22 protein-coding genes are annotated in these 24,745 nt (G+C 55.1%); 7 read left to right on the top strand and 15 right to left on the bottom strand.

Translation table 11 applies throughout. The features are described from left to right. Positions 1-79 precede the first annotated feature (79 nt). Positions 80-652, top strand: coding sequence for a C40 family peptidase (locus tag LL947_RS09570; protein ID WP_290823047.1), 573 nt, complete (start codon positions 80-82; stop codon positions 650-652). 15 nt (positions 653-667) lie between these two features. Beyond that, positions 668-1,852 (top strand): MFS transporter, encoded by a 1,185-nt coding sequence (locus LL947_RS09565; protein WP_499833048.1) that lies wholly within the window; start codon positions 668-670, stop codon positions 1,850-1,852. An 82-nt stretch (positions 1,853-1,934) separates the two neighbouring features. On the opposite strand, the gene LL947_RS09560 is transcribed toward LL947_RS09565, so the two are convergent. Next, complete coding sequence (locus tag LL947_RS09560; RefSeq protein WP_290823045.1) at positions 1,935-2,417, bottom strand: FKBP-type peptidyl-prolyl cis-trans isomerase; 483 nt, start codon at positions 2,415-2,417, stop codon at positions 1,935-1,937. Between the two features lie 181 nt (positions 2,418-2,598). Here LL947_RS09560 and LL947_RS09555 point away from each other — a divergent pair, with 181 nt between their 5' ends. Then, positions 2,599-2,880, top strand: a complete 282-nt coding sequence (locus tag LL947_RS09555) for a hypothetical protein (RefSeq protein ID WP_499833047.1) — start codon at positions 2,599-2,601, stop codon at positions 2,878-2,880. A 117-nt stretch (positions 2,881-2,997) separates the two neighbouring features. Here LL947_RS09555 and LL947_RS09550 read toward each other — a convergent pair whose 3' ends face one another. The 11 genes from LL947_RS09550 to LL947_RS09500 all read right to left on the bottom strand — a co-directional run bounded on the left by LL947_RS09550 (position 2,998) and on the right by LL947_RS09500 (position 13,431). Then, positions 2,998-3,465, bottom strand: coding sequence for an outer membrane lipoprotein (locus LL947_RS09550; RefSeq protein ID WP_290823043.1), 468 nt, complete (start codon positions 3,463-3,465; stop codon positions 2,998-3,000). A 498-nt stretch (positions 3,466-3,963) separates the two neighbouring features. Further along, positions 3,964-4,272 (bottom strand): AzlD family protein, encoded by a 309-nt coding sequence (locus tag LL947_RS09545; RefSeq protein WP_290823042.1) that lies wholly within the window; start codon positions 4,270-4,272, stop codon positions 3,964-3,966. Then, the gene (locus tag LL947_RS09540; protein ID WP_499833046.1) at positions 4,262-4,996 is read right to left on the bottom strand and encodes an AzlC family ABC transporter permease; all 735 of its coding nucleotides are present in this window, start codon (positions 4,994-4,996) and stop codon (positions 4,262-4,264) included. Before LL947_RS09540 ends, LL947_RS09545 begins: the two co-directional genes overlap by 11 nt. A gap of 253 nt (positions 4,997-5,249) precedes the next feature. Then, the gene (locus tag LL947_RS09535; protein WP_499833045.1) at positions 5,250-6,848 is read right to left on the bottom strand and encodes an isocitrate lyase; all 1,599 of its coding nucleotides are present in this window, start codon (positions 6,846-6,848) and stop codon (positions 5,250-5,252) included. Positions 6,849-7,350: 502 nt separating this feature from the next. Continuing rightward, the gene (locus LL947_RS09530; RefSeq protein WP_499833044.1) at positions 7,351-7,785 is read right to left on the bottom strand and encodes a GNAT family N-acetyltransferase; all 435 of its coding nucleotides are present in this window, start codon (positions 7,783-7,785) and stop codon (positions 7,351-7,353) included. Beyond that, positions 7,782-8,960, bottom strand: coding sequence for a JmjC domain-containing protein (locus LL947_RS09525; RefSeq protein WP_499833043.1), 1,179 nt, complete (start codon positions 8,958-8,960; stop codon positions 7,782-7,784). Before LL947_RS09525 ends, LL947_RS09530 begins: the two co-directional genes overlap by 4 nt. Positions 8,961-9,016: 56 nt before the next feature. Beyond that, on the bottom strand, positions 9,017-10,402 hold the full coding sequence (purB, locus tag LL947_RS09520; protein ID WP_499833042.1) for an adenylosuccinate lyase: 1,386 nt from the start codon (positions 10,400-10,402) through the stop codon (positions 9,017-9,019). Between the two features lie 93 nt (positions 10,403-10,495). Then, the gene (gene hflD, locus LL947_RS09515) at positions 10,496-11,137 is read right to left on the bottom strand and encodes a high frequency lysogenization protein HflD (protein ID WP_499833041.1); all 642 of its coding nucleotides are present in this window, start codon (positions 11,135-11,137) and stop codon (positions 10,496-10,498) included. Continuing rightward, positions 11,134-12,246, bottom strand: coding sequence for a tRNA 2-thiouridine(34) synthase MnmA (gene mnmA / locus LL947_RS09510; protein WP_499833039.1), 1,113 nt, complete (start codon positions 12,244-12,246; stop codon positions 11,134-11,136). The genes hflD and mnmA overlap by 4 nt, the downstream gene beginning before the upstream one ends. A gap of 139 nt (positions 12,247-12,385) precedes the next feature. Beyond that, complete coding sequence (locus tag LL947_RS09505; protein ID WP_499833038.1) at positions 12,386-12,838, bottom strand: NUDIX domain-containing protein; 453 nt, start codon at positions 12,836-12,838, stop codon at positions 12,386-12,388. Then, on the bottom strand, positions 12,835-13,431 hold the full coding sequence (locus LL947_RS09500) for a pseudouridine synthase (RefSeq protein ID WP_290822480.1): 597 nt from the start codon (positions 13,429-13,431) through the stop codon (positions 12,835-12,837). Before LL947_RS09500 ends, LL947_RS09505 begins: the two co-directional genes overlap by 4 nt. A 254-nt stretch (positions 13,432-13,685) precedes the next feature. Between LL947_RS09500 and LL947_RS09495 the strand changes: the two genes are divergently transcribed. The 3 genes from LL947_RS09495 to clpA all read left to right on the top strand — a co-directional run bounded on the left by LL947_RS09495 (position 13,686) and on the right by clpA (position 18,979). Next, on the top strand, positions 13,686-15,923 hold the full coding sequence (locus LL947_RS09495; RefSeq protein WP_499833037.1) for an NADP-dependent isocitrate dehydrogenase: 2,238 nt from the start codon (positions 13,686-13,688) through the stop codon (positions 15,921-15,923). Between the two features lie 308 nt (positions 15,924-16,231). Beyond that, a complete protein-coding gene (clpS, locus tag LL947_RS09490) occupies positions 16,232-16,564 on the top strand; it encodes an ATP-dependent Clp protease adapter ClpS (protein ID WP_290822494.1) in 333 nt (110 codons plus the stop codon). A 138-nt stretch (positions 16,565-16,702) separates the two neighbouring features. After that, on the top strand, positions 16,703-18,979 hold the full coding sequence (gene clpA / locus LL947_RS09485) for an ATP-dependent Clp protease ATP-binding subunit ClpA (protein WP_290822477.1): 2,277 nt from the start codon (positions 16,703-16,705) through the stop codon (positions 18,977-18,979). Positions 18,980-19,197: 218 nt separating this feature from the next. Here clpA and infA read toward each other — a convergent pair whose 3' ends face one another. The 3 genes from infA to aat form a co-directional block, all read right to left on the bottom strand. Further along, a complete protein-coding gene (infA, locus tag LL947_RS09480; RefSeq protein WP_066318014.1) occupies positions 19,198-19,416 on the bottom strand; it encodes a translation initiation factor IF-1 in 219 nt (72 codons plus the stop codon). A gap of 200 nt (positions 19,417-19,616) precedes the next feature. Further along, a complete protein-coding gene (locus LL947_RS09475; protein WP_404413534.1) occupies positions 19,617-20,351 on the bottom strand; it encodes an arginyltransferase in 735 nt (244 codons plus the stop codon). 33 nt (positions 20,352-20,384) lie between these two features. Further along, positions 20,385-21,152, bottom strand: coding sequence for a leucyl/phenylalanyl-tRNA--protein transferase (gene aat, locus LL947_RS09470; protein ID WP_404413533.1), 768 nt, complete (start codon positions 21,150-21,152; stop codon positions 20,385-20,387). A 314-nt stretch (positions 21,153-21,466) separates the two neighbouring features. Here aat and LL947_RS09465 point away from each other — a divergent pair, with 314 nt between their 5' ends. Beyond that, positions 21,467-24,562, top strand: a complete 3,096-nt coding sequence (locus tag LL947_RS09465) for a DNA translocase FtsK (protein WP_499833036.1) — start codon at positions 21,467-21,469, stop codon at positions 24,560-24,562. The last annotated feature ends 183 nt before the right edge of the window (positions 24,563-24,745 follow it).

The following is a 24,745-nucleotide window of genomic DNA, read 5'->3' as shown; positions in this document are numbered from 1 at the left end:
TGGGGAAAGCAATGCCACGCAAAACAGTTTGCCGATGGCTGGTAATAAAGTCTTAAAGGGGGTGTGTCTGGCGAGCACAATGCTGCTTGTATCGGGCTGTGCCAGCTCTTCCAAGCAGGCGAGCATCGCTGCACCGGACAACTATTTTGCCATGTCGCTACCGGATATGCCCGGCAGTCATGAAGTGTTGATGTCGCCCGCGGATTCTTCGGCTGCCTGGCAGGATTTTGGTACGACTTCCCGGAATACTGCTGTGCGGCGGGCCCTGCTGGCTCAGCACCAACGCTGGGTCGGCACACCTTACCGGCTGGGTGGAACCAACGAGCGCGGCATTGACTGCTCGGCATTAATCCAGAACGTATACCGTGACACCTTCAATCTGCAACTGCCGCGTACTACCCGCCAACAGGTCAAGCAGGGGAGCCGGGTTGATCAAAGCGAGCTTCAACCCGGCGATCTGGTCTTCTTCAACCCACCCGGGGCGCTTCGGCATGCCGGTATATACATCGGCGATGGTCGCTTCATGCATGCCTCATCATCAAAAGGGGTGATGATTTCTCGCCTGGATAACCATTATTGGCAACGTTATTACTGGCAGTCTCGCCGCACGCTTGAACCTACCCATCTGGCTGGGCTGAATGATTCACTCTAGCGTTGAGGGGAGGGTATGATTGAAGCCAGAACAGCCGCTTGGTGGCGTGCAACGGCTGCTCTTTGCCTTGGCTCGTTTGTTGTTTTCATCAATCTATACGTTCCTCAGCCGCTACTTCCTGAATTACGTCAAGCCTATGGTATCTCGACACTGGGCGTCAGTCTGGTAATGTCGATTGCTACCCTGTCGCTGGCGCTATCGCTTTTGGTATTTGGGCCGTTATCAGATGCCATCGGTAGAGCGCGCATCATGGGCTACACCCTGTGCATTGCAGGTCTTTGTTCTCTGTTGCTGGCTTTTGCTCCTGACATTGAAACCCTTTTGGTGCTGCGCTTTGTGCAGGGCTTCTTCCTTGGTGGCCTGCCTGCCGTGGCGATTGCCTGGATGGGTGATGAGTTTGATCGGCCAGCCTTACTCAGCGCTGTTGGGCTATATATTGGCGCCAACTCGCTGGGGGGAATCAGCGGGCGTGTGATTGGCGGCAGTGTAGCTCAGTGGGGCGGTGCCAGTGCGGCATTCATGACGGTGGGCCTGATGACGCTTATAGGCGCTGTGCTGTTTTGGCGTCTGCTGCCCCCAAGCCGTGCTTTTCGTACTCACTCTTTTCATTTGCGGACAGCACTGCAAGGGCTTTTCGGTCACCTGCGATCACCCGTTCTTATAACTGCCTACGCTCTGGGCGGTATCAATTTTCTGATTTTTATCAATCAGTACAGCTACGTCACCTTCCGTTTATCCGACGCCCCTTATCAACTGGCGGCCACCAGCCTGGGGCTGATTTTTCTGACCTATCTGGGGGGAACCCTGGGGTCTGCACTGTCTGGGCGACTGGCCAGCCGTTTTTCTCCTGCGCGCTGTATTGTCATGGGCGTTGTAATTCTGATGACGGGCACTGCTGTCACCCTGTTTGAATCACTACCGCTGATTATTGTGGGACTCACAATCAATGCCTTTGGCTTTTTTCTTGCTCACTCCCTGGCGTCGGGCTGGGTGGGGCGATACGCTCAGGGGGCACGAGGTAGCGCGTCTGCGTTGTACCTGGTTTTTTATTATGTTGGGGCCAGCCTTGGCGGGTTCTGGTTGGAGCCCTTCTGGCAATGGGCAGGTTGGCTGGGTATCGCCATTGGCTCATGGTTATTGCTGACGATCACACTGCTTATCGCCCTCCGCATGTGGCAAATGGAGCGCTCTCAGGTGTGAGAAATAAAAAAGCGGCCTCCAAAGGCCGCTTTCTGGTCGCTTGGCAATGAATGCCAGGCGATATATTTCGACAACAGTAGAATCAGTGCTCTACGCCGCCTTCTCCATGTACATGGCCGTGCTCGACTTCTTCTTCGCTGGCTTCACGCACGGTAGCGATTTCAACATCAAAGTTAAGATGCTGACCCGCCAGCGGGTGGTTGCCATCGACGACGACGGTGTCGCCTTCAACTGTCTTGACGGTGACCATCAGAGGGCCGCCTTGAGTCTGAGCCTGGAACTGCATGCCGGGCTCAACGCTCTCGACGCCCTGGAACGCATCGCGCGGCACTTCCTGCATCAGCTGTTCCTGAACTTCGCCATAGCCTTCTTCTGGAGCTACCTTGACGACCAGCTTTTCACCTGCACCACGACCTTCGAGTTCTTTTTCCAGGCCGGGAATGATGTTGCCAGCGCCGTGCAGATACGTCAGCGGTTCGCGGCCTTCGGAACTGTCAAGCACCTCACCTGCGTCGTTGGTCAGGGTATAGTGGAAAGCGACAACCGAGTTTTGCGCAATTTGCATTTAATAACCTTTCGGTGAGTGCATGTTCTTATATGGTAACGCGGCAAAAGGGGGTTTGTCAGGGGGGAGAAGCGATTTTCGCCTTCCATTTAAACGTTGGCGGTATTGCGTGATACCGTGCGCAAGGCTACTCTAGCGGGAGATTTGTAACCCATCCCTTTACTACCTTATGGAGCTTGTAATGACGGTTTTTCTGATTTGGGTGATTGCATTCGTGTTGATTGGTTATTTCACCCACAAGCGTTGGGAAAACGGTTTCAGCGATAGCCTGGACAAGATGTTGCCTGAAGTTCTCAAGACCCACGGTGAAAATCGACTGGTGTGGGTAGTCGCGCTGGCAGTGCTCGGGGCCACAACCTTGGTGCGTCCGGTAGATATTCTGCTGGTGAGCATTCTGATCGGCATCATTGCCCTGGTGGTGATCAAGCTGGCCAGCTGGGCGGCCGGAAAAGCGGCTCATTAATAAGCTGGACGTTCGTTGTAGACCCGCAGTCAGTATAAAAAAACCGGTATGGTTCGCCATACCGGTTTTCGTTTACCAGTCACTTAGCAGTGGCAGTTCAGGCATTGAGTCTGACATCTAGTAGGGGGCCACGCTAAGGTTGCGACCGCTGCCAATCAGGCGTACGCGCTGGCCAGGTTCAAACTGGCGGTCTGCGCGCTGAACAACCACCAGGTCTTCACCGGAGTCAGTGCGGATTTCCATTTCCCAGGCATTAATACGATTCGCAGCATCCTCAGCCGCTGTCCCTGCCAGAGCACCCCCGATGGCACCAATGGCCGTCGCAATTTCCTGACCGCTGCCTCCGCCTATCTGGTTACCCAGAAGTCCGCCGATAACAGCGCCGCCGCCGCCGCCAATCAGGTTGCCTGTGCGGCTGTCTGCCTGAATCTGTACCTGACGAATGGCCACGACAGTGCCGTACTTAACGCTTTGGGCTGTTTTGGCGTCATCGCCACGATAGACGTCACCCGAGAATTGAGAGGTGTTGGCACAACCTGCCAGGCTTAACAGGCTGAGTGCCGCTATAGGAAGAATACGTTTCATTAAAGCCTCCGATGGATAAATCCGTTTAACTGTTTATGAGTGTCAACGAGACCGCCTGACATATGCCTATGACCGCAATCCCGGCGATAGGTGCTATTTCAGACCGAAATTATAGAACAGTGTTCGAAAATTTTCTCGGAAATGAGATGGCTATGCTGAATACAGACCCTAGGGCCTGTTGACGTTTCATCGCGAACCGCGTTGCTGCGCCAAAGGACGTCAGGCAAGGCGCGACACGACGGCAATGGTGGTGCCCTTACCGAGTGACGCAACGCCGCATGGCGTTCTTTGGCGCGCAACCCGAAGGGACAGGACCCTTTTGGCACAGCCCTGCATTGTTCGTCACTGATTGGGTGCCACCCAACCACGCTCCTCACGCCTTGTTCTGCACCAAAAGGACCTATGTCGCGGCCGTGATGAAACGTCAACAGGCCCTAGCATAACACCAGCACAATCATGACTCGCCATCCCCATTTTTGGGTGTTGATGGTCCCTCGCTTAAAACTGCCTGGACAGGGCAGCGACCAGGATGCCGGCAAAAATAGCGGGTAAAGGTTTTTTGAGCACCAATACCGTTACAGCGGTAGTCAGCAGGGCAAGGCGTGCGCCGTTATCGCCATTGACGGCCATGGGGGCGAGTATGGCCACGAGAACAGACCCTGACATGGCATGAATAAACTGTTTGACCCGATAGCCAATCGGAATGAATGACATGATATAGACGCCGCCCCAGCGGGTTACCAGAGTGACGACGGCCATGATCAGGATAATCAGTAGGGTGCCGGTGCCAGTGGTTTCAACGAGCATCAGTTTGATACCCCCAAGTCAGGCCTGCCAGGCCGCCGGCAAAGGCACCTGCCACAATGTGGCTGTTCTCAGGTAGAAAACGATACGCCAGAAGCGAGGCAATCGCCGCGACTGACCAGATAAACAGCATGCGCAGGTTTTTTTCACCATTGACCACCATGGTCAGCAGAAAGCAACCCATCACCATATCCAGCCCGAAGCGTTTGGGGTCGCTGACAACATTGCCAAAATAGATCCCCAGCCAGGTACCGATCACCCAGAAAAACCACAGGGCAAGACCACCACCGAGCAGGATGCCAAAGCCCGGTTTTTCTCGGCTGAACGCCTGCATTGACATGGCCCAGTTGGCATCTGACGCTACCAGCATGACACCATAGCGCTTGCTTTTGGGGAGGTGATGCAGCCAAGGGTACAAGGTAGCCCCCATCAGCAGGTGGCGGGCATTAATGGCAAAGACAGTGATCACCAGCGTAAACAGCGGAATTTCAGCGGCCCACAGATCCAGTGCTGCAAACTGCGAGGTGCCTGCAAATACCAGGGTGCTCATGGCAATCGCCATATTGCCATCGACGCCCGCCTGAGCCGCAGCCAGTCCAAAAGCAGCACCAAAGGCAATCACAAAGAGGGACAGGGGAACCAGCTGTTTGAAGCCGTCCCAGACCAACGCCTTGTCGAAGTGATGCAGTATGACGTCATCGCTTGAGGTGTCTTGCTGTTTGTGCATTGGGCGGCTGCTTTCGAAGAGGTTTGAAAAGAGGGTTTCTGCAGGCTTTATTAGTGTATGTGACTGTCTTTTCTATGCTGAAAAGCACTAAGTACCGCATATAACCAGTAATATAGTGCAATTGTATATGATTAGCAGGAACTTTCGACAATAAGACCTATAAATAAAAGCTACACAAAAAAGGAGGCTCCAGGGAGCCTCCTCAACGTTCATGAATAACGTTGGCGCGATGAGCGCCTCGTCTAATCAGCGATTAGCCGAACTGATTCATGGTGTTATCTTTACCGCCTGCTTTCAGCGCTGCATCACCGTGGAAGAATTCCTTGTGATCATCACCGATATTGGAGCCGGCCATATCCTGGTGACGGACCGTAGCGATGCCCTGACGGATTTCCTGACGCTGAACGCCGGCTACATAGGCCAGCATGCCTTCGTCGCCAAAGTAGCCCTTGGCCAGGTTGTCGGTAGACAGCGCCGCCGTGTGGTAGGTCGGCAGGGTGATCAGGTGGTGGAAGATACCCGCTTCGCGAGCGCCATCACGCTGGAAGTTACGCGTCCACTCGTCAGCCAGCTGGCCAAGCTCGGTGTTGTCGTACTCTTCGCTCATCAGCTTGTCGCGCTCGTAGGCAGAGACGTCCTTGCCTTCTTCCTGCCAGGCATCAAACACCTGCTGGCGGAAGTTGAGTGTCCAGTTGAACGACGGAGAGTTGTTGTAGACCAGCTTGGCATCCGGGCAAACTTCACGAATGCGGTTAACCATGCCAGCAATCTGGCCAACGTGAGGCTTCTCGGTCTCGATCCACAAAAGATCAGCGCCGTTCTGCAGGCTGGTGATACAGTCCAGCACCACACGGTCTTCGCCGGTGCCCGGCTTGAACTGGTAAAGGCCGGAGGCCAGACGCTTGACCTTTTTCAGCTTGCCTTCTGACTTGATAACCACGTCGCCGTTGTTGATCTCTTCAGGAGAATCAATGAAGTCACCGTCGAGATAGCTGTTGTACTGATCGCCCAGGTCACCCGGTTCATTGGTAACAGCAATCTTCTGGGTCAGGCCAGCGCCGAGGGAGTCAGTACGCGCAACGATTACGCCATCTTCAACGCCCAGCTCAAGGAAGGCATAACGTACGGCATTGATCTTGGCGATAAAGTCTTCGTGAGGAACGGTCACCTTACCGTCCTGGTGACCGCACTGCTTCTCGTCGGATACCTGATTTTCCAGCTGGATACAGCAGGCGCCGGCTTCAATGAACTTCTTGGCCAGCAGGTAGGTGGCTTCTGCGTTACCGAAACCGGCATCAATATCGGTAATGATCGGCACGACATGGGTTTCGTGGCTGTCGATCTGCTTGATCAGGTCACGCTTTTTGACTTCATCACCGGCTTGCTGGGCTTCATCCAGAGCACGGAACAGGTGGTTCAGTTCCCAGGCATCCGCTTGCTTAAGGAAAGTATAGAGCTCTTCGATCAGATCAGCGACAGAGGTTTTCTCGTGCATGGACTGGTCTGGCAGCGGGCCGAACTCGGAGCGCAGAGCGGCAACCATCCAGCCAGAGAGGTAGAGGTAGCTGCGCTTGGTGGTGCCGAAGTGCTTCTTGATCGAGATCAGCTTCTGCTGACCGATAAAGCCATGCCAGCAGCCAAGTGACTGGGTGTACTTTGAGCTGTCTGCATCGTAGGCCGCCATATCTTCACGCATGATCTTGGCAGTGTAGCGAGCGATATCCAGGCCGGTATGAAAACGGTTCTGAACGCGCATGCGGGCGGCGTGTTCCGCCGTGATGTTGTCCCACTTGCTGCCTTGCTCATCGCGCAATTGCTTGAGTGCCTTGATTTCGTCGAGTAGACCGGTCATTTGCTATCCCTCAGTGTCGTGTTTACCGTTCGCAGATACGTAATAGCTAATGCTGCACCTGCGAGATTGCGTCTAGCATCATTGATTTGGCGGCTGGTGTCTTTTAGTCAAACGTCGCTTATCCAAAGGTCTAAATCTGCGTTGTTTGATCTAATGCCTTTCAGTGATGCGGCGTTGTAGACACTATCGCCCAATCAATGCACTGCAACAATTGCTCCTTGGGGGCAGACAGGGTTGTAGCTTGACTACACGGCTGCCATTAAAGGTGCAGCCGTGTAGTGATATTTCCAGAGGGAGGTAAAGTTACTCGATTGCTCATCCAATACCAGGACATGCAGTCCAATCACGGCTGGATAAAGAAGCGCAGGAACCTCTGGATGCCTTCGATGCATGAGAACTGCAGCGCTCGCCAGACAGCGAACACAGGAAGCAGCATCATTAACAACACCTGCCAATACCTGAGGCCTGGTTCAGCGGTTACGAAAGCAGGGCGTTATGCGTTCTATAGGGTGAGCACCATCTCGCGATGAGGAATGCCGGCATCCATGAAGGTGTCGCCGTAGGCGACAAAGCCGAGATGTTCATAGAATGCCAAGGCATGCAACTGGGCGCTGAGCACGACCCTGGCGTGGCCCTGCTGGCGAGCAGCGTCAATGGCGGCCTGCATCAAGGCAACGCCTACCCCCAGTCCGCGTTGCTCTTTCAGCACCGCCACCCGACCGATATGGCCATCCGGTAGCAGGCGCGCCGTGCCGATGGGGCTGGGTTGATCGCCATCCGCGTCCTGCCAGGCAATAAAATGGGTGCTATGGGTGTCCATGCCATCCCATTCTTCTTCTTCCGGCACCTGCTGCTCGATAACAAAGACAAGGCGCCGGATCGGTGCGGCGTGTGACCCGAGCGCTTCCCAGCGCCCGGTTTCAATGGTCAGGGTCACTCGTCGTCGTCCTCCTGGGGCCAGTAGAGGCTGCCGACATTCACCAGTTGGGTCAGCAAGGCATCGGCGCCTGCCAGGCTCAGAACATCTGCATGAATGGGTCTCGGGTCGGCCAGGCGCTGGGCCAGCTCGGGGCTGCAGGGGTAACCATCGCCATCGGCAAACATGGTGACGGTATCGCCATCAGCGCGCCAGGCCAGGCGAGAGCCTGGGGCATGATAGAGAGGTGAATCACCCTGTAGCGCAGCAACAAGCTCAGGCACGCTCAGGGGCGGGTCATGCGGCACCAGCTGATCAACGTATTTGGGCTGGGTCATCACACGGCCAAACCACTGGCTGAGTTGAGTCGGGTTATCCAGGGTTTCAAGAATCAGCTGGCGCATGCGCTCCAGTGCGGCATCGTCAATCTCACTGGCATCGTCGGCCGGTGCCATGCCAGCATCGCTATAGCGCTGGGAGGGCAGCAGCTGCTCGCCCAGGTAGTCCGCATAGGAGGTAACGGCTTCATCGGCGGAAGGCGCGCGAAAACCGACGGAGACTGTCATGCAGTCATCCGTCTGGCTGACCCCGTGGTGCGCCCAGCCCGGCGGTAAGTACAGCATGTCACCAGGCTCCAGCACCCAGTCAGAGCCGGCTTCAATCTCGAAATCCTTGAGAATGCGCAGATCAATACCGGGGATGATAGGCGCAGCGTCGGCGGTCATGCCGCCTAGCTGCCAGCGGCGCTGGCCGCTGGTTTGCAGCAGGAACACATCATACTGGTCAATATGCGGGCCGACGCTGCCACCGGGAGGGGCATAGCTGATCATGATGTCATCCAGACGCCAGCGGGGCAGGAAATCAAACTCATCCATCAGGGCCGCGACCGAAGGCACATAGTGGTCAACGGCCTGCACCAGCAGGCTCCATTTCTCCTCGGGCAAACGTTCAAAGGTGGCGTCATCAAAGGGGCCATGAGAAACCTGCCACGGGCCATCAGGGCCATTTTCTTCCACCAGGCGCGCCTCTATGCCTTCCTCGCAGGCAAGCCCGGCAAGCTCATCCGGGTCCAGCGGGCTGAGCATATCGGGAAAAGCGCCGCGAATAAGCAGCGGCTTCTGTTGCCAGTATTCGGCCATAAATTCAGCCGGGGTCAGGTCTCCTAGCAGGGTAAGCGGCTCATCGCGTTGGCTCATGGCTATTATATCCTGTTGATGATGTAGCAAAAAAAATCGAAATCAGTGATGCTGGGTTACAAAGCTTCAATATGAGCCAGCAGTGCCTTGGCCTGTGCTTCCGCGTTGCCGATATAGCGGGCAGGCGAGAGTTCTTTCAGGTTGCTTCTTACGTCGTCAGGCAACTCAAGTGAATCAATAAAAGCGGCAAATCCTGCCTGGTCGATCCGCTTGCCGCGGGTCAGTTTCTTGAGCTTTTCGTAGGGCTTTTCAATATTGTAACGACGCATGACGGTCTGGATCGGTTCGGCGAGAACTTCCCAACTGTTGTCCAGGTCGGCATCAAGGCGTTCGGGGTTGGCTTCGAGCTTGCTGATGCCTTTCAGCGAAGCATGGTAGGCAATCAGCCCATAGGCCAGGCCAACGCCGAGGTTGCGCAAGACGGTGGAATCAGTCAGGTCGCGCTGCCAGCGTGAGATAGGCAGTTTCTGACCCAGGTGGGCAAGAATCGCATTGGCCAGGCCCAGGTTGCCTTCGGAGTTTTCAAAATCAATCGGGTTGACCTTATGCGGCATGGTCGACGAGCCGATCTCACCTTCCACGGTTTTCTGCTTGAAGTAGCCGAGTGAAATGTAGCCCCATATGTCGCGGTCAAAATCGATCAGGATGGTATTGAAGCGGCAGATGGCATCAAACAGTTCGGCAATATAGTCGTGGGGCTCGATCTGGGTGGTATAGGGATTGAAGCTTAGCCCCAGGCCTTCCACAAAACTGCGGGCGTTGGCTTCCCAGTCAATTTCCGGGTAGGTCGTCAAGTGAGCATTATAGTTGCCTACCGCGCCATTGATCTTGCCAAGTATGGCCACGCTTTCGATCTGTTTAAGCTGGCGCTTGAGACGGTAGGCGACATTGGCCATTTCCTTGCCCAGAGTCGTGGGGCTGGCCGTCTGGCCATGAGTGCGGGAGAGCATCGGCTGGCCCGCATGCGCGTTGGCCAGGCGGGCAATGTCATCGGCCACCTGGTGCATCTCGGGGAGCAAAGCGGCCAAGCCGTCTGCCAGCATCACGCCATAGGAAAGATTGTTGATGTCCTCACTGGTACAGGCAAAGTGGATAAACTCGGTGACTGCATGGAGCTCAGGCTGGTCGGCCACCTTTTCCTTCAGAAAATACTCAACCGCTTTCACGTCGTGATTGGTGGTACGTTCGATGTCCTTGATACGTTGCGCATCGTCAACCGAAAAATCACGTACCAGGCTTTCCAGAAAGGCGGTGGCCTGCGCCGAAAGCGGGGGAACGTCAACAATCTGGGTATGTTCCGCAAGCCGCTGCAGCCAGCGCACCTCAACAATCACGCGGGCACGGATCAGGCCAAATTCACTGAAATGTTCGCGCAGCGATTCGGCTTTTGAGGCATAGCGGCCGTCAACAGGGGAAAGGGCAGTCAGGGCAGAGAGTTGCATGGGCAGTGATTCCAGGTCGTCAGCAAAAAGGCGTAATATGGTGTGCGGTTTTGAAACTGAACTACAGGTTCGAAAAATGAAGCCGTCAGCGGCTCAGCTTAGATCATCCAGGGCGCGACGCATGGCCTTGCGCTGGAAGACCAGCTTCCAGCGACGGCCACCTTGTTGATGCCAAAGCAAGGCAAAGCGGATGCCGGCCATCAGGCAGGCGCGAACCCGTTCCGGCATCATGCGGCTTTGCAGCATGGAGGGGTCGCCTTGCACCACAATGCGCGTCTTCAGCGTTGAAAGTGTTTCCTGATAGGCCTCCCCCAGACTGGCAATCACGTTCTCATGCGTATTGCCAAAATGTTCGGCCTGACTCTGGATACGTGACAGTTTCTCGCCCAGCTGATCCATCATCTGGCTATTGTTACGCAGTTTGTTCATCAGTAACAGCAGAGTGAAACCGTAGCGCAGTACTGCCGGGTTGGCCTGCTGGCGCCCCGAGAGGGCTTCCAGTGTATCCAGGCCACGGCGCAGATTGTTGGGGTGGCCACCGTAGATGGCTTCAAAGCTTTCCGGATGGGTATTCACGGTCGCCTGGATCAGGGTGTCCCAGGCACGTTGATCCACCTGGCCTGTACGCGCCAGCTCATCCACCAGGCTGGCCGCCTGGAATACACCCGCCAGTGCCAGGGTCTGGCGGGCTACCGGGCTGTCCGGGGCTGTGTGAATAGGGGTCGTCGATGTCATGCAGCCGCCTCCTGGGCATTCCAAGTTGTACGGATGACACCGCCACCCAGGCAGATGTCTCCGTCGTAGATCACCAGTGACTGTCCCGGAGTGACGGCCCATTGTGGCTCGTCAAAGTGAACCTCGGCACTGCCGTCCGGCAGGCTGCGTAATGTACAGGGCTGATCTTGTTGACGGTAGCGGGTTTTGGCGGTGAACCGGCCCTGTTCTGCAGGCGCCGTGCCTGCTACCCACTCCATGGCTTCGGTTGCCAGCGCGTTGGAATAAAGCAGGGGGTGGTGCTTGCCCTGCACCGCGACAAGCACGTTGCGACCAAGATCCTTGGTGGCCACATACCAGGGGTCTTCCGAGTAGTTGGCAAGCCCACCGATTCCCAGGCCCTGGCGCTGGCCCAGGGTGTAATACATCAGCCCCATATGCTGGCCGATTACATCGCCTTCGGGCGTCTCTATTCGTCCGGGTTGCGCAGGCAGGTACTGCTGGAGAAAATCACGGAATCGTCGTTCGCCTATAAAGCAGATGCCGGTGGAATCCTTTTTCCGGGCGGTAATCAGGTCGTGCTGTTCGGCCAGGGCGCGTACAGCAGGTTTTTCCAGTTCACCCACGGGAAAGAGCGTGCGTGCAATGGCAGCCTCGGGCACTGCATGCAAGAAATAGCTCTGATCCTTGTTGTCATCCAGGCCCTTGAGCAGGCGTGGACGGCCATTTCTGATCGCCTGGCGAACATAATGACCAGTAGCTATCCTGTCAGCCCCCAGTTTTTTGGCGTAGTCGAGGAAGACCTTGAACTTGATCTCGCGGTTACACAGGATATCCGGGTTGGGCGTGCGCCCGGCGCGATATTCTTCCAGGAAATGCTCAAATACATTATCCCAGTATTCAGCGGCAAAATTGGCGGTATGCAGGGGTATTCCCAGCTTACGGCAGACCGCCGCTGCATCAATCAGGTCATCTTTGGCCGTACAGTACTCGGTGCCGTCGTCTTCGTCCCAGTTTTTCATGAACAGGCCTTCAACCTGATAGCCTTGTTCAAGCAGTAGCAGAGCGGAAACGGAGGAATCGACGCCGCCGGACATACCAACGATGACTTTGCCTTGAGTGGATGTCATGGGCATCCTCGGTTGAAAATGGTTTTATGCCTGTTTACATAATGCCTTATGCAATGTCCTGAGAAGACAACCATGTACAACAGTCTATAAATAGCGATCTATTATACACGATGCTGATGAGCGCCTTCGAGTCTGATAGTTACTGATTTGCGGTGTTTTCATGAATCACGCTTAACGGATAGATGCGCTTTTCCCGGGCGGCGGAAATTCTTGCTCGTACCAGCGGGCTGCGCAATCGCCGCTGGTCATCGAGCGCCTTGATGTCGTCGCTGCTCAACCAGTGGGTAGCGAGAATGTCCGGGTCCAGCAAAGTGTTCATGAATTCAGTCGGTTCGGCGATAAACCCATGGCTATGAAAGGTCAGACCTTCGGGCGTAATGAACACGTAAAGCCCCAGGTAGCCCGTCAAGCGCACGCGCCAGGCGGTTTCTTCGGTGACTTCGCGCAGGATGGCGGCTATCGGTCCTTCACCCGGTTCAATATGGCCAGCGGGTTGATTGAACACTGTCGATGGGCCGTCACGCTGTTCCTCGACCATCAGAAAGCGACCATTGTGTTCGATCACACAGGCAACGGTGGCGCGAATGCTCATGATTTTTTCCTTGTTCTGGCCTTGGCGGGGCGGTGCGCCTTGTTGGCAGGCGCGTGAAGCGTTTCTTTGCGCCATTCACCTGGTCTGAGGTTATCAAGCCGCCATGAGCCAATCGCGACACGAATCAGGCGCAGGGTCGGAAAGCCGACATGAGCCGTCATACGGCGCACCTGACGGTTGCGGCCCTCGGTAATGGTCAACTCCAACCAGCTGGTATCCGGGTGGCGTCTGGGATCAATCATTGGGTCGCGCGGCGCAATGGTGGGCGGCTCAATGCGCCGCGCCCTGGCAGGCTGAGTAAGGCCATCCTTTAATTCAACGCCCTTGGCCAGAGCGCGCAGGGCAGTGTTATCAAGCTGACCTTCCACCTGTGCCCAGTAGGTTTTGGGCAGCTTATGGCGCGGGTGAGCAATACGATGAATAAGGCTGCCATCATCGCTCAACAGAAGCAGGCCTTCCGAGTCGTAATCCAGTCGTCCTGCCGCGTAAATCCCGGGCACTTCTATAACATTGGCTAATGTGGCGCGGCCTTGTTTGTCGGTAAACTGCGATAGCATACGATACGGCTTATGCAGTAAATATAGGGTGCTCATAATTTCTTTGGTTGTATGTCCCTGGTTTGTCGACAATCTCTCATGTGATTAGAATGGGGCGCTGTTATACTTCTAAACAATTTTTATTCTGCAGCTGCGTCTAATTGCCGCAGCTATTATGATGGTGGCACACGCATCAACTGATAACCGGGAACGCCATACAAACCAATCCTGTCTGCATCGCGGCAAGGTTTTCTGTCGCATCGTTCCGGATTCTTATCATCACAGCAATAGACAAAAGAGGTTAATGCACAATGCCTAAAACGCCGAAGATCATTTATACGCTCACCGATGAAGCACCTGCACTCGCGACCTACTCCTTCCTCCCGATTATCGATGCCTTTACGGATGCTGCGGGTATTGAGGTGGAAACCCGGGATATTTCCCTGGCGGCCCGCGTCCTTTCCCTGTTTCCTGACTACCTGTCCGAAGAGCAGCGCATCGACGACCACCTGGCCGAGCTGGGTGCTCTGGCCAAGGTGCCTGAAGCCAACATTATCAAATTGCCGAATATCAGCGCTTCCATGCCGCAGCTGCGTGCCGTGATCAAGGAACTGCAGGAACAGGGTTATCCACTGCCCGAGTATCCGGATGAGCCAAGCACTGATGAAGAAAAGAATGTCAGGGCGCGTTACGACAAGGTCAAGGGCAGTGCGGTCAACCCGGTGCTGCGTGAGGGCAACTCTGATCGTCGGGCCCCCAAGGCGGTCAAACAGTATGCACGCAAGTACCCGCACTCCATGGGCGAGTGGAGCCAGGCATCGCGTACCCACGTGTCGCACATGCACAAAGGCGATTTCTACCACGGTGAGAAATCGATGACCCTGGATCGTGCGCGTAACGTCAAGATGGAACTGATCGCTGAAAACGGTGAAACCCTGGTGCTCAAGCCTCAGGTTGCGTTGCAGGAAGGTGAAGTCATCGACAGCATGTTCATGAGCAAGAAAGCGCTGATGGACTTCTACGAGCGCGAGATCGAAGATGCTCGCAAGACGGGAGTGATGTTCTCCCTGCACGTCAAGGCCACCATGATGAAGGTCTCGCACCCCATCGTTTTCGGCCACTGCGTCAAGATTTTCTACAAGGAAGCCTTTGAGAAACACGGCGAATTGTTTGATGAACTGGGTGTGGATGTCAATAACGGTATTGCCAACCTCTACGAAAAGATCCACACCCTGCCTGAGAGCCAGCGCGACGAGATTATCCGCGACCTGCACGCCTGCCATGACGAGCGTCCTGAGTTGGCCATGGTGGACTCGGCGCGCGGTATTACCAACTTCCACTCACCCAGCGATGTGATCGTGGATGCCTCCATGCCGGCAATGATTCGTGCAGGTGGCAAGATGTACGGTGCTGACGGTCGACTTAAGGATGTAAAGGCCGTCATGCCGGAGTCCACTTTCGCGCGCATCTATCAGGAAATGATCAATTTCTGCAAATGGCACGGCGCCTTTGATCCAGCCACAATGGGCACTGTTCCAAATGTCGGCCTGATGGCGCAGAAAGCGGAAGAATACGGCTCTCACGATAAGACCTTTGAAGCGCCGGCAGCGGGCACCGCCAACATTACAGACATTGACACCGGTGAAGTGCTGCTATCCCAGACCGTCGAAGAAGGCGATATCTGGCGTATGTGTCAGGTCAAGGATGCACCGATTCGTGACTGGGTCAAGCTGGCTGTTGACCGTTGCCGGGATTCCGGCATGCCAGCTGTTTTCTGGCTCGACCCTTATCGTCCCCATGAGAATGAGCTGATCAAGAAGGTCAAAACCTACCTCAAGGATCACGATACCGAAGGGCTGGATATCCAGATCATGTCCCAGGTACGGGCCATGCGCTATACCCTGGAGCGTGTCACTCGTGGTCTGGATACCATTTCTGTCACTGGTAATATTTTGCGCGATTATCTGACCGATCTGTTCCCGATCCTTGAGCTGGGTACCAGTGCCAAGATGCTGTCCATCGTCCCCCTGATGAACGGTGGCGGCCTGTTTGAAACCGGTGCCGGTGGTTCCGCCCCCAAGCACGTGCAGCAACTGCTTGAAGAAAATCACCTGCGTTGGGACAGTCTTGGCGAATTCCTGGCGCTGGTGGCGTCTCTCGAGCACCTTGCCAAGCGTTTTGACAACGACCGCGCCAAGCTGCTGGCCAACGCGCTGGATGAAGCGACTGGCCAGTTCCTGGAAAGCAATAAATCGCCCTCGCGCAAGGTCGGTGAGCTTGATAACCGCGGTAGCCATTTCTATCTGGCGCTATATTGGGCGCAAGCCCTGGCGGCTCAGGATGAAGACGCGGATATGAAAGCCCTGTTTGCTCGTTTGGCTGATACGCTGAAAGCCAATGAGGACACTATTGTGGCAGAGCTTAACGGCGTTCAGGGGCAGCCGGTTGATCTTGAGGGCTATTATCATCCCAACGGTGAACTGGCCAATCAGGTCATGCGTCCAAGCAAAACACTCAATGAAGCTCTTTCCATGGTGGCTAACGGCTAATTCTGCATTAGCCAATAGCGGCAACTGCTGGGCTTCTCGCCTGTTAACGCTGTCATACCCCTCGTTCGCTTTGGTGGGCGAGGGGTTTTTTGCGGGTAGTGCTTTTCTGAACCTTGTATGTACAATAGCGACATAGCGTGTATAGTTATTGCACAAGGTTCGTCACCGGGTACCCAAGGTAAATAATTGAACTAATGCTTCTTATGCGATTCCAATTCACTATGTTCTTATCGACCGCCACATCGTCGCCGACGTTATACCTGCTGCCAGGCGATGCAACTGCCAGGCGTGGCGCTGACGCTATCAAGATGACAGGCATGACGCGACCGTCACAGCCTGATGAAGATGGCGATCTGGCCGTAAAGCCTGCCGAGCCCGAGCTGGCAAAGCCTCCCATGTATAAGGTGGTGTTGCATAATGACGACTACACCCCAATGGAGTTTGTAGTTGAAGTATTGCAGAGTTTTTTCGACCTTGATCATGAAAAAGCCATTCAAGTGATGTTGGCTGTACATACCCAAGGCAAGGCGACCTGCGGGATTTTCACACGCGACATTGCCGAAACCAAAAGCTATCAGGTTAATGAATATGCGCGTGAATGTGAGCATCCATTGATGAGTGATATAGAGGCAGCTGACTGATAGCGTTGAACGATTTTATTATCCGAGGCTTGCAACCACGCACGTTGTGCCCGATGTTGAGAGTGACGGTCAATTATACTGATTCAATCTGACCCGAGAAAATCGAGCCGGTTGGGTCTAAGCGAGAAGGGGACTGCCATGCTGAGCAAAGAACTTGAACTGACCCTGAATACGGCTTTCACCGTGGCGCGTTCAAAACGCCATGAGTTCATGACCGTTGAACACCTTTTGCTTGCGCTTCTGGACAACGCGTCAGCGGTCGATGTGCTGAAAGCCTGCGGGGCCAATCTGGATAAACTGCGGTCTGATCTGCAGGATTTTATCAACTCAACAACGCCGTTAATCCCTGAAGGCCAGAGTGAGCGCGAAACGCAGCCTACCCTTGGCTTCCAGCGGGTGCTGCAGCGTGCTGTTTTCCATGTTCAGTCGTCAGGTAAGAGCGAGGTCACCGGCGCTAACGTGCTTGTCGCCATTTTTTCCGAGCAGGAAAGCCAGGCGGTGTATTTCCTGAAACAGCAAAGTGTCGCCCGTGTCGATGCGGTGAACTATATTGCCCACGGAATTTCCAAGGTGGCCGGGCATAGCGCCTCTCCTTCACCATCGCAGTCAGAGCAGGAAGAAAGCGAAGAAGGCAGCGGTGAGACGGCATCGCATCCGTTGACAGGATATGCCACCAACCTCAATGAAGAAGCCAAAAAAGGCAAGATTGACCCATTGATCGGACGTGACCACGAACTTGAGCGAGTGGTGCAGATTCTGGCGCGTCGGCGCAAGAATAACCCCCTGCTGGTAGGTGAAGCAGGTGTGGGTAAGACGGCCATTGCCGAAGGCCTGGCTAAGCGCATCGTTGAAGAAGATGTACCCGAGGTGATTTCTGACGCGGTGGTCTATGCACTCGATATGGGCGCCCTGCTGGCAGGTACCAAATACCGCGGTGATTTCGAAAAACGCCTCAAAGGTCTGCTGGCGGAACTGAAAAAGCTGCCTAACGCGATTCTGTTCATCGATGAAATTCATACGGTGATTGGGGCCGGCGCCGCCTCTGGTGGTGTGATGGATGCCTCCAATCTGCTCAAGCCGTTACTGTCATCGGGTGAGCTGCGTTGTATTGGGTCGACCACTTTCCAGGAATTCCGCGGTATCTTCGAGAAAGACCGTGCCCTGGCGCGTCGTTTCCAGAAAGTTGATGTGCTGGCACCGTCTGTGGATGACACTATCAAAATTCTTAAAGGTCTGCGTTCGCGCTTTGAGGAACATCACGAACTCAAGTACACCGATGGTGCTCTGGAGTCTGCTGCGCGTTTATCCGACCGCTATATCAATGACCGTTTCTTGCCGGATAAGGCAATCGATATTATTGATGAGGCAGGTGCCCATCAGCGTATGCTGCCCTCAGAAATGCGCGTCGATACCATTGATGTAGATCAGGTGGAAGCCGTGGTGGCATCGGTTGCACGGATTCCGCCGAAGAGTGTTTCAAGCTCCGACCGTAAACTGCTTGAAAACCTTGATCGTGACCTGAAAATGCTGGTGTTTGGCCAGAATGAAGCCATTGACAGCCTGACGGCGGCCATCAAGCTTTCCAGAGCCGGCCTGAAATCACCTGACAAACCGGTAGGCAGCTTCCTGTTTGCCGGTCCGACAGGTGTCGGTAAGACCGAAGTCGCCAGGCAACTCTCGCATATCATGGGCATTGAGCTGGTACGTTTTGATATGTCTGAGTACATGGAGCGGCATACTGTCTCACGCCTTATCGGGGCGCCGCCCGGCTATGTGGGTTACGACCAGGGTGGCCTGCTGACCGAGGCGATCACCAAGCAGCCGCACTGTGTTCTGTTGCTGGATGAAATCGAAAAAGCGCACCCTGAGGTCTTCAATCTGCTGCTGCAGGTGATGGATCATGGTCGCCTGACGGATAACAATGGCCGCGAGGCAGACTTCCGTCACGTCATCGTGATCATGACCTCAAATGCGGGTGCCGAGCAGGCCTCGCGCCGCTCGATCGGTTTCCAGACCCAGGATCACTCAACGGATGCCATGGAAGTTATCCGTCGCACCTTCTCACCCGAGTTCCGCAACCGCCTTGACGGTATTATTCAGTTCAGCGAGCTGGCAACCGATGTGGTGCGTAATGTGGTCGACAAGTTCCTGATTGAGCTGCAGGCTCAGCTGGATGAAAAGCGCGTTCAGCTTGAAGTGGATGAGCAGGCAAGAGACTGGCTGGCCGTACAGGGCTATGACCCAGATATGGGGGCCCGTCCGATGGCGCGCTTGATTCAGGAAAAGCTGAAAAAGCCGTTGGCCGAAATGATCCTGTTTGGTGAATTGGCAGAGTACGGTGGCATTGTGCATGTCAGCCTTGGAGACAATGAGCTGCATCTGTCAACCGAGCCTGAAATGGCTGATGCGCCCTGACGGGGGCTGAACGAATCAACGCCTTTTCAGGCTTAAAAAAGCGCCCTGTCATTGACGGGGCGTTTTCGTCTTCAGGGGCAGAAAATCAATACCGTTAGGCTGGGCCTTTTTTGTATCGGCCAGCATGAAGGTTTTTACCAGGCAGCCTGTGAGAGCCCAGTTCCGCGACCAGGCGTTCGTGCGACGTGAGGAATATTAGCGACAGAATGGAGCCGCCATCAGCGCGAACGGTAGACGATCCGTCCTTTGGAAAGGTCATACGGGGTCAACTCAACTTTGACCTTGTCGCCGGTCAGAATGCGAATATAATTCTTGCGCATTTTTCCGGAGATATGGGCAGTGACTACGTGGCCGTTTTCCAGTTCAACACGGAACATGGTGTTGGGTAGGGTGTCAACGATGACACCATCCATTTCAATATGGTCTTCGCGTGCCATATAGGCAGATCCTCGCTTGTAGTGCTTTAAGTGAGTACTGACAACAAGTACTGAACATACTCAATATCAGCACTGAAATGACTCAGTACACCGATAGAGACAATCGGTATTTGCCCAAATGGGCATTAACAGCGCTATATTGTGCCGCAAGCCCGCCAACAAGGCAAAAAAGCTTTACTTTTTTTAGGCAAAAAAGCGTATCACGTTATCAGAGGTTGCCAATGACGCCCACTCAGTACTTCAACTGGCGAGAAGTGTTTTTTATAGTTCATTTTACGGCACTCTTCGATCCAGTAGCCTAGATACAGATGGGGCAGTGCCTGCGTTCTGGCTATTTCAATCAGTTTCAGAATGGCCAGTGTCCCCAAGGAGCGTTTCTCGAAGGCTGGGTCAGTGGCAAAAAAGGTATAGATCGCAGAAATACCGTGTTCAAGCTGGTCAAAAGCCGCGACGGCTACCAGTTCATCGCCGAGGGTGAACTCCAGCAGAAAGGCATAAGGCTCGTTAAGCGTCAAAAAAGTACGGTACTGCTCGTGACTGGGTGGATACATGTCGCCGTCAGCATGCCGGTGACAGATATAATTTGCATACAGGGCATAATGGCGACTGTTGAAGCTGGCATTCACGACACGGGTCTGAATGTCTGAATTGCGGCGCAACACCCTGCGCTGAGTGCGGTTTGGCTCAAAGCGCTCAACCGGAATGCGCACCGAGCGGCAGGCATTGCACCCTTCGCAATGTGGGCGGTAGAGGTGCCGCCCGCTGCGACGAAAACCCAGCAATGACAGTGAGTCGTAAACGCCAGGCAGAGGCGCTTCCTGAGGATCCAGAAAGAGGGTGGTCGCTTCGCGGTCAGGCAGGTAGCTACAGTCATGTGGCACTGTCAGAAAGAAGCGCAAATCCCTCACGGGTCGACGTGGCGTGTTGCTGCTCACGGTTGGCCTCCTGATGGCGAATGAGTGAAAGTATCAGTGGGCGGTCTCTATCAGTCCCTGATTGTCCGGTGCCGCGAGGGCACCCAGCCACGCTGAGGAAGGTACTCTGGGTGCTTCCTCGTGATCGGCAGATGACCGGAAATCTCTCTGCGGTAAGCATAGTTCAAGATACTTGATGAAGCTTGTGCGAGAAATGGTTTCAGCCCCCATATGGGCAAGGTGAGGCGTGTGCATCTGGCAGTCAATCAGGGTGCCACCCCCCTGGCGCATTGCCGCAGTCAGGTAGGCAAGGGCGACCTTGGACGCATCCGCCTGATTTGAAAACATTGATTCGCCAAAAAATATTGGCCCCATGGCCAGTCCGTAAAGCCCGCCTACCAGGGCGTTGTCGCGGTGCACTTCAATGCTATGAGCAATGCCAGCCTGATGGAGATGCGCATAGGCGGAGAGCATCTCATCGGTAATCCAGGTGCCGGCTTCACCCTGACGCGGCGCAGCGCAGGCCAAGATGACCCTTTCAAAGCATTGATCCAGGGTGACCGAGAAGCCACCATTGCGTAAGCGTTTGGTGAGACTGCGTCTTTGCCTGAAATTTTCAGGATATAGCACCATTCTTGGATTAGGGCTCCACCACAGGATAGGATCTCCTTCACTGAACCAAGGAAAGATTCCCTGACGGTAGGCGCTTACCAGCCAGGGGGGAGTTAATGCACCGCCCGCCGCCAGCAGGCCGTCAGGGCTATCGAGTGCCATGGATACGTCAGGAAAGCAGGGTGATGTACTATCCAGCCAAGGTAGCATAAGGGCTCCCTGAAATGAGCTGATGAACCAATGGAATCGGATCTCTGTTATTCTCAACCTCAATTGTCAACAGTGGTAATAGACCCTGTGACGGCAAAAGGATGCTCGGTATGATGGCAGAGCGCAAGCGCCAAGTAGCTATCTGAAAAAGAACGCCCTTGCACGCGACGAAAGACGGGCTGTTGCCGAATTGTCTGAAAAGTGTGTTCTGATCCGGCGATCATTTTCGATAGGGTTTATGGCCGCAGCGCTGGAAAAGACTTCTTGCGGGTTGTGGCTGTCAGTGTCAGGTATGAAGGGAGAATTGCTTGAACGTGAAAAAAACTGTTAACAGGCAAGCGTCGCAGGGCTCAGGCGGAACACCCAAGGCATCGTCTGAGCGGGTTAATGTCGCCAAGGCCAAAGCAAAGGCAGGAGCCAGGCATGTCGGTGTTCGCCTGCAGGGCGTGGCACGCGAGGCCGTGGTCATTGTGCTGCTGGCACTTTGTGTATTTTTGCTCCTGGCGTTGTTCAGTTATCAGGCTGGCGACCCGGGCTGGTCGTATCGAGGACCCGAAACCGAGGTGGCTAACTGGATGGGCGCACTGGGTGCATGGTTGGCGGACGTCATGTATTCATTATTGGGCTCCAGTGCACTTTGGTTCCCTGGGGTGTTGGCGTTTACTGCCTGGTGGCTGATGCGTTCACGCCAGGTCACATTTAGACTGGATATGCTGGCATTGGCCGTGCGTGTAGCCGGCTTTGTGATGCTTCTGCTGGGCACCACCCTGCTGGGTGCCCAGCATTTCTTCAGTCCGGATAGCATTCTGCCTTACGGCGCCGGCGGCATTATTGGTGAAGGTCTGGTCACTACCCTGTTGCCGGTCCTGAGCCACTCAGGCGTTGGCCTGGTGGCAGGGGCCCTGATTTTGGGTGGTTTTCCGATTCTTACCGGCGTCTCATGGCTTGAACTGACGGATGAAATCGGGCATCAGGCATGTCGGCTGGGACGTCGGGTACGTCAACTGCTCGGCGGCCTGGAGACAAAGCGCCGCGAGCATCAAGCCAAGCGCAGGCCATATCTGGGTGATGATGACTCGCAGCAAGAAACGCCTGGCACTCAAAAGCAGCCTGTCTTTTCGGCAGATGAGCCCGCATCTGCTGAATCAGCCAGCCCACAACGAGAGCCGCGTGTCTCCCTGGGAACTGCTGCTGGCGCTACTGCAGCCGGTGGTGCCTGGGCAGCCACACGCCTGACAGCCTCTCGGCATACAGAGTCTGCTCTTGCGGCTGAGGATTCACCAAGACCCACCACCTCTGAAAGCAACGCTTCCCCCGGCGTCGCAGATTCCGCTGTCGAGCGTGCTGCGCACAGTGGCGTGGAAAGGCTTGAGGACAACGCTGATAACAACACGGCTGAAAGCGTTCCAGAGCCATCTCGCCACGCCATTAATCCGGCTGCGTTTACAGCATCTGAGAATAATACTTCGGCCCCCCATGAAGAAGTGACTGCAAAATTTCCCGAGCGTATTGAACCCCGACTTGGCTCTGAATGGCCGTCTGAATCAACTGCGTTTTCAGCGTCCGGGCCTGAGCAGGCGCCCGATGCCAATGAGAGGACAGCAGCAGTTTCTGAACAGCCTGTGCCTGAAAGACGTGTACCGGAAATTGTCCCGGAACCGGTGTTGGACGACGACCCTGACTGGCCGCAAGCCCTGGAATCAGCTTTTGCTGCTGAGCCGCAGACGGAAGGTGAATTATCAAAAACAGGTGACCCGAGAGAACAAGAGCCAGCATCCATGCTGGGAGCGTCAGCTCCTCCATCGGTATCAACCGCTGGCCCGGTGGATGATGAAAGCATGACGCTATGGACCGTTGAACACTTGCAAAATCAGCGTCCGGTACTGGAGGGCATGCCAGAGCCTGATGGTGACGTGCCCAGCCTGCGCCTGTTGACGCCACCCGAGCCGCAAAAACCCAACTACAGCGAACAGCAGTTGGCCGATATGGCAGAACTTCTGGAGATACGTCTGAAGGAATACGGCGTCAAAGCCGAGGTTGTGGATACCTGGCCAGGTCCGGTCATTACCCGCTTTGAAATCAAGCCGGCCGCTGGCGTCAAGGTTTCCAAGATTACCAACCTGGCGAAGGACCTGGCGCGGTCGCTGATGGTAAAAAGTGTCCGCGTGGTCGAAGTGATTCCTGGCCGTCCGACTGTCGGTATCGAAATCCCTAACCCTAATCGGGCCATGATTCGCCTGCGTGAGGTCGTTGATTCTGATCTCTACCAACAGGAAACTTCCCCGCTGACGATGGCGCTGGGCCAGGATATTGGCGGTGGCCCTGTCGTGGCCAACCTTGGCAAGATGCCTCATCTGCTGGTAGCCGGCACAACGGGTTCAGGTAAGTCGGTGGGGGTCAATGCCATGCTGGTTTCGATGTTGCTTAAAGCCACGCCTGATGAACTGCGCCTGATCATGGTCGACCCTAAAATGCTGGAGCTATCCGTATATGACGGCATTCCACATTTGCTGGCACCTGTCGTGACCGATATGAAAGAAGCCGCCAACAGCCTGCGCTGGTGCGTGGCTGAAATGGAGCGCCGCTACAAGCTGATGGCGGCAATGGGAGTCCGCAACATTGCTGGCTTCAATTCGCGGCTGGATGAGGCAGACAGGGCGGGTGCCCAGGTGGCTGACCCTCTCTGGGAGCCCCAGCCCTGGGAAATGCATCAGGCGCCCCCGGTACTGGAAAAGCTGCCCTACATCGTGGTGGTCATTGATGAATTTGCCGATATGTTCATGATCGTGGGCAAGAAGGTGGAAGAATTGATCGCTCGACTGGCGCAGAAAGCGCGTGCTGCCGGGATTCATCTCATCCTGGCCACGCAACGGCCTTCCGTGGATGTGGTGACCGGTCTGATCAAGGCCAATATCCCGTCTCGTATGGCATTTCAGGTGTCGTCCCGAATTGATTCGCGGACAATTCTTGATCAGGGCGGCGCTGAAAGCCTGCTGGGCCATGGCGATATGCTGTATTTACCTGCCGGCTCGGGACCGCCCAATCGCGTACATGGCGCCTTTGTCGATGATGATGAAGTTCACCGCGTTGTTGAGGACTGGAAGCTGCGTGGCGAGCCTGAGTACATTGAGGAAATACTGACCGGCGGGGTATCAGCGGATGCGTTGGCAGGGCTGGAGGCGGAAGGAACAGATAATGATGATGCCGAGCAGGATGCGCTTTACGACGAAGCCGTGCAGTTTGTCACTGAAACCCGCAAAGCCTCGATCTCTGCTGTTCAGCGTCGCTTCAAGATTGGTTATAACCGGGCAGCACGCCTGGTGGATGCCATGGAAAGCGCAGGCGTTGTGTCTTCCATGGGGTCCAATGGTCAGCGTGAAGTATTGGCTAATGCGCCCACAGGGCACTGATCCCCAATCGTGCAACTATCAAGAAAACCACGCCGTAGGTGAAACCTTGCGGCGCAGCGAGCGTCTGAGACCACAACAACCTTATTGAGGATGAACACTCATCCTTCAGGAAGATAAAGGAAATCGCTATGAATCGCACTGATACGCCTGTTGTGGCACTCACGACTGACGCTGTTCCTTCTG

The organism is Halomonas sp. BLK-85 (genome assembly GCF_044792155.1).
GTDB lineage: Bacteria > Pseudomonadota > Gammaproteobacteria > Pseudomonadales > Halomonadaceae > Vreelandella.
This window is presented reverse-complemented; position numbering and strand designations above follow the sequence as displayed.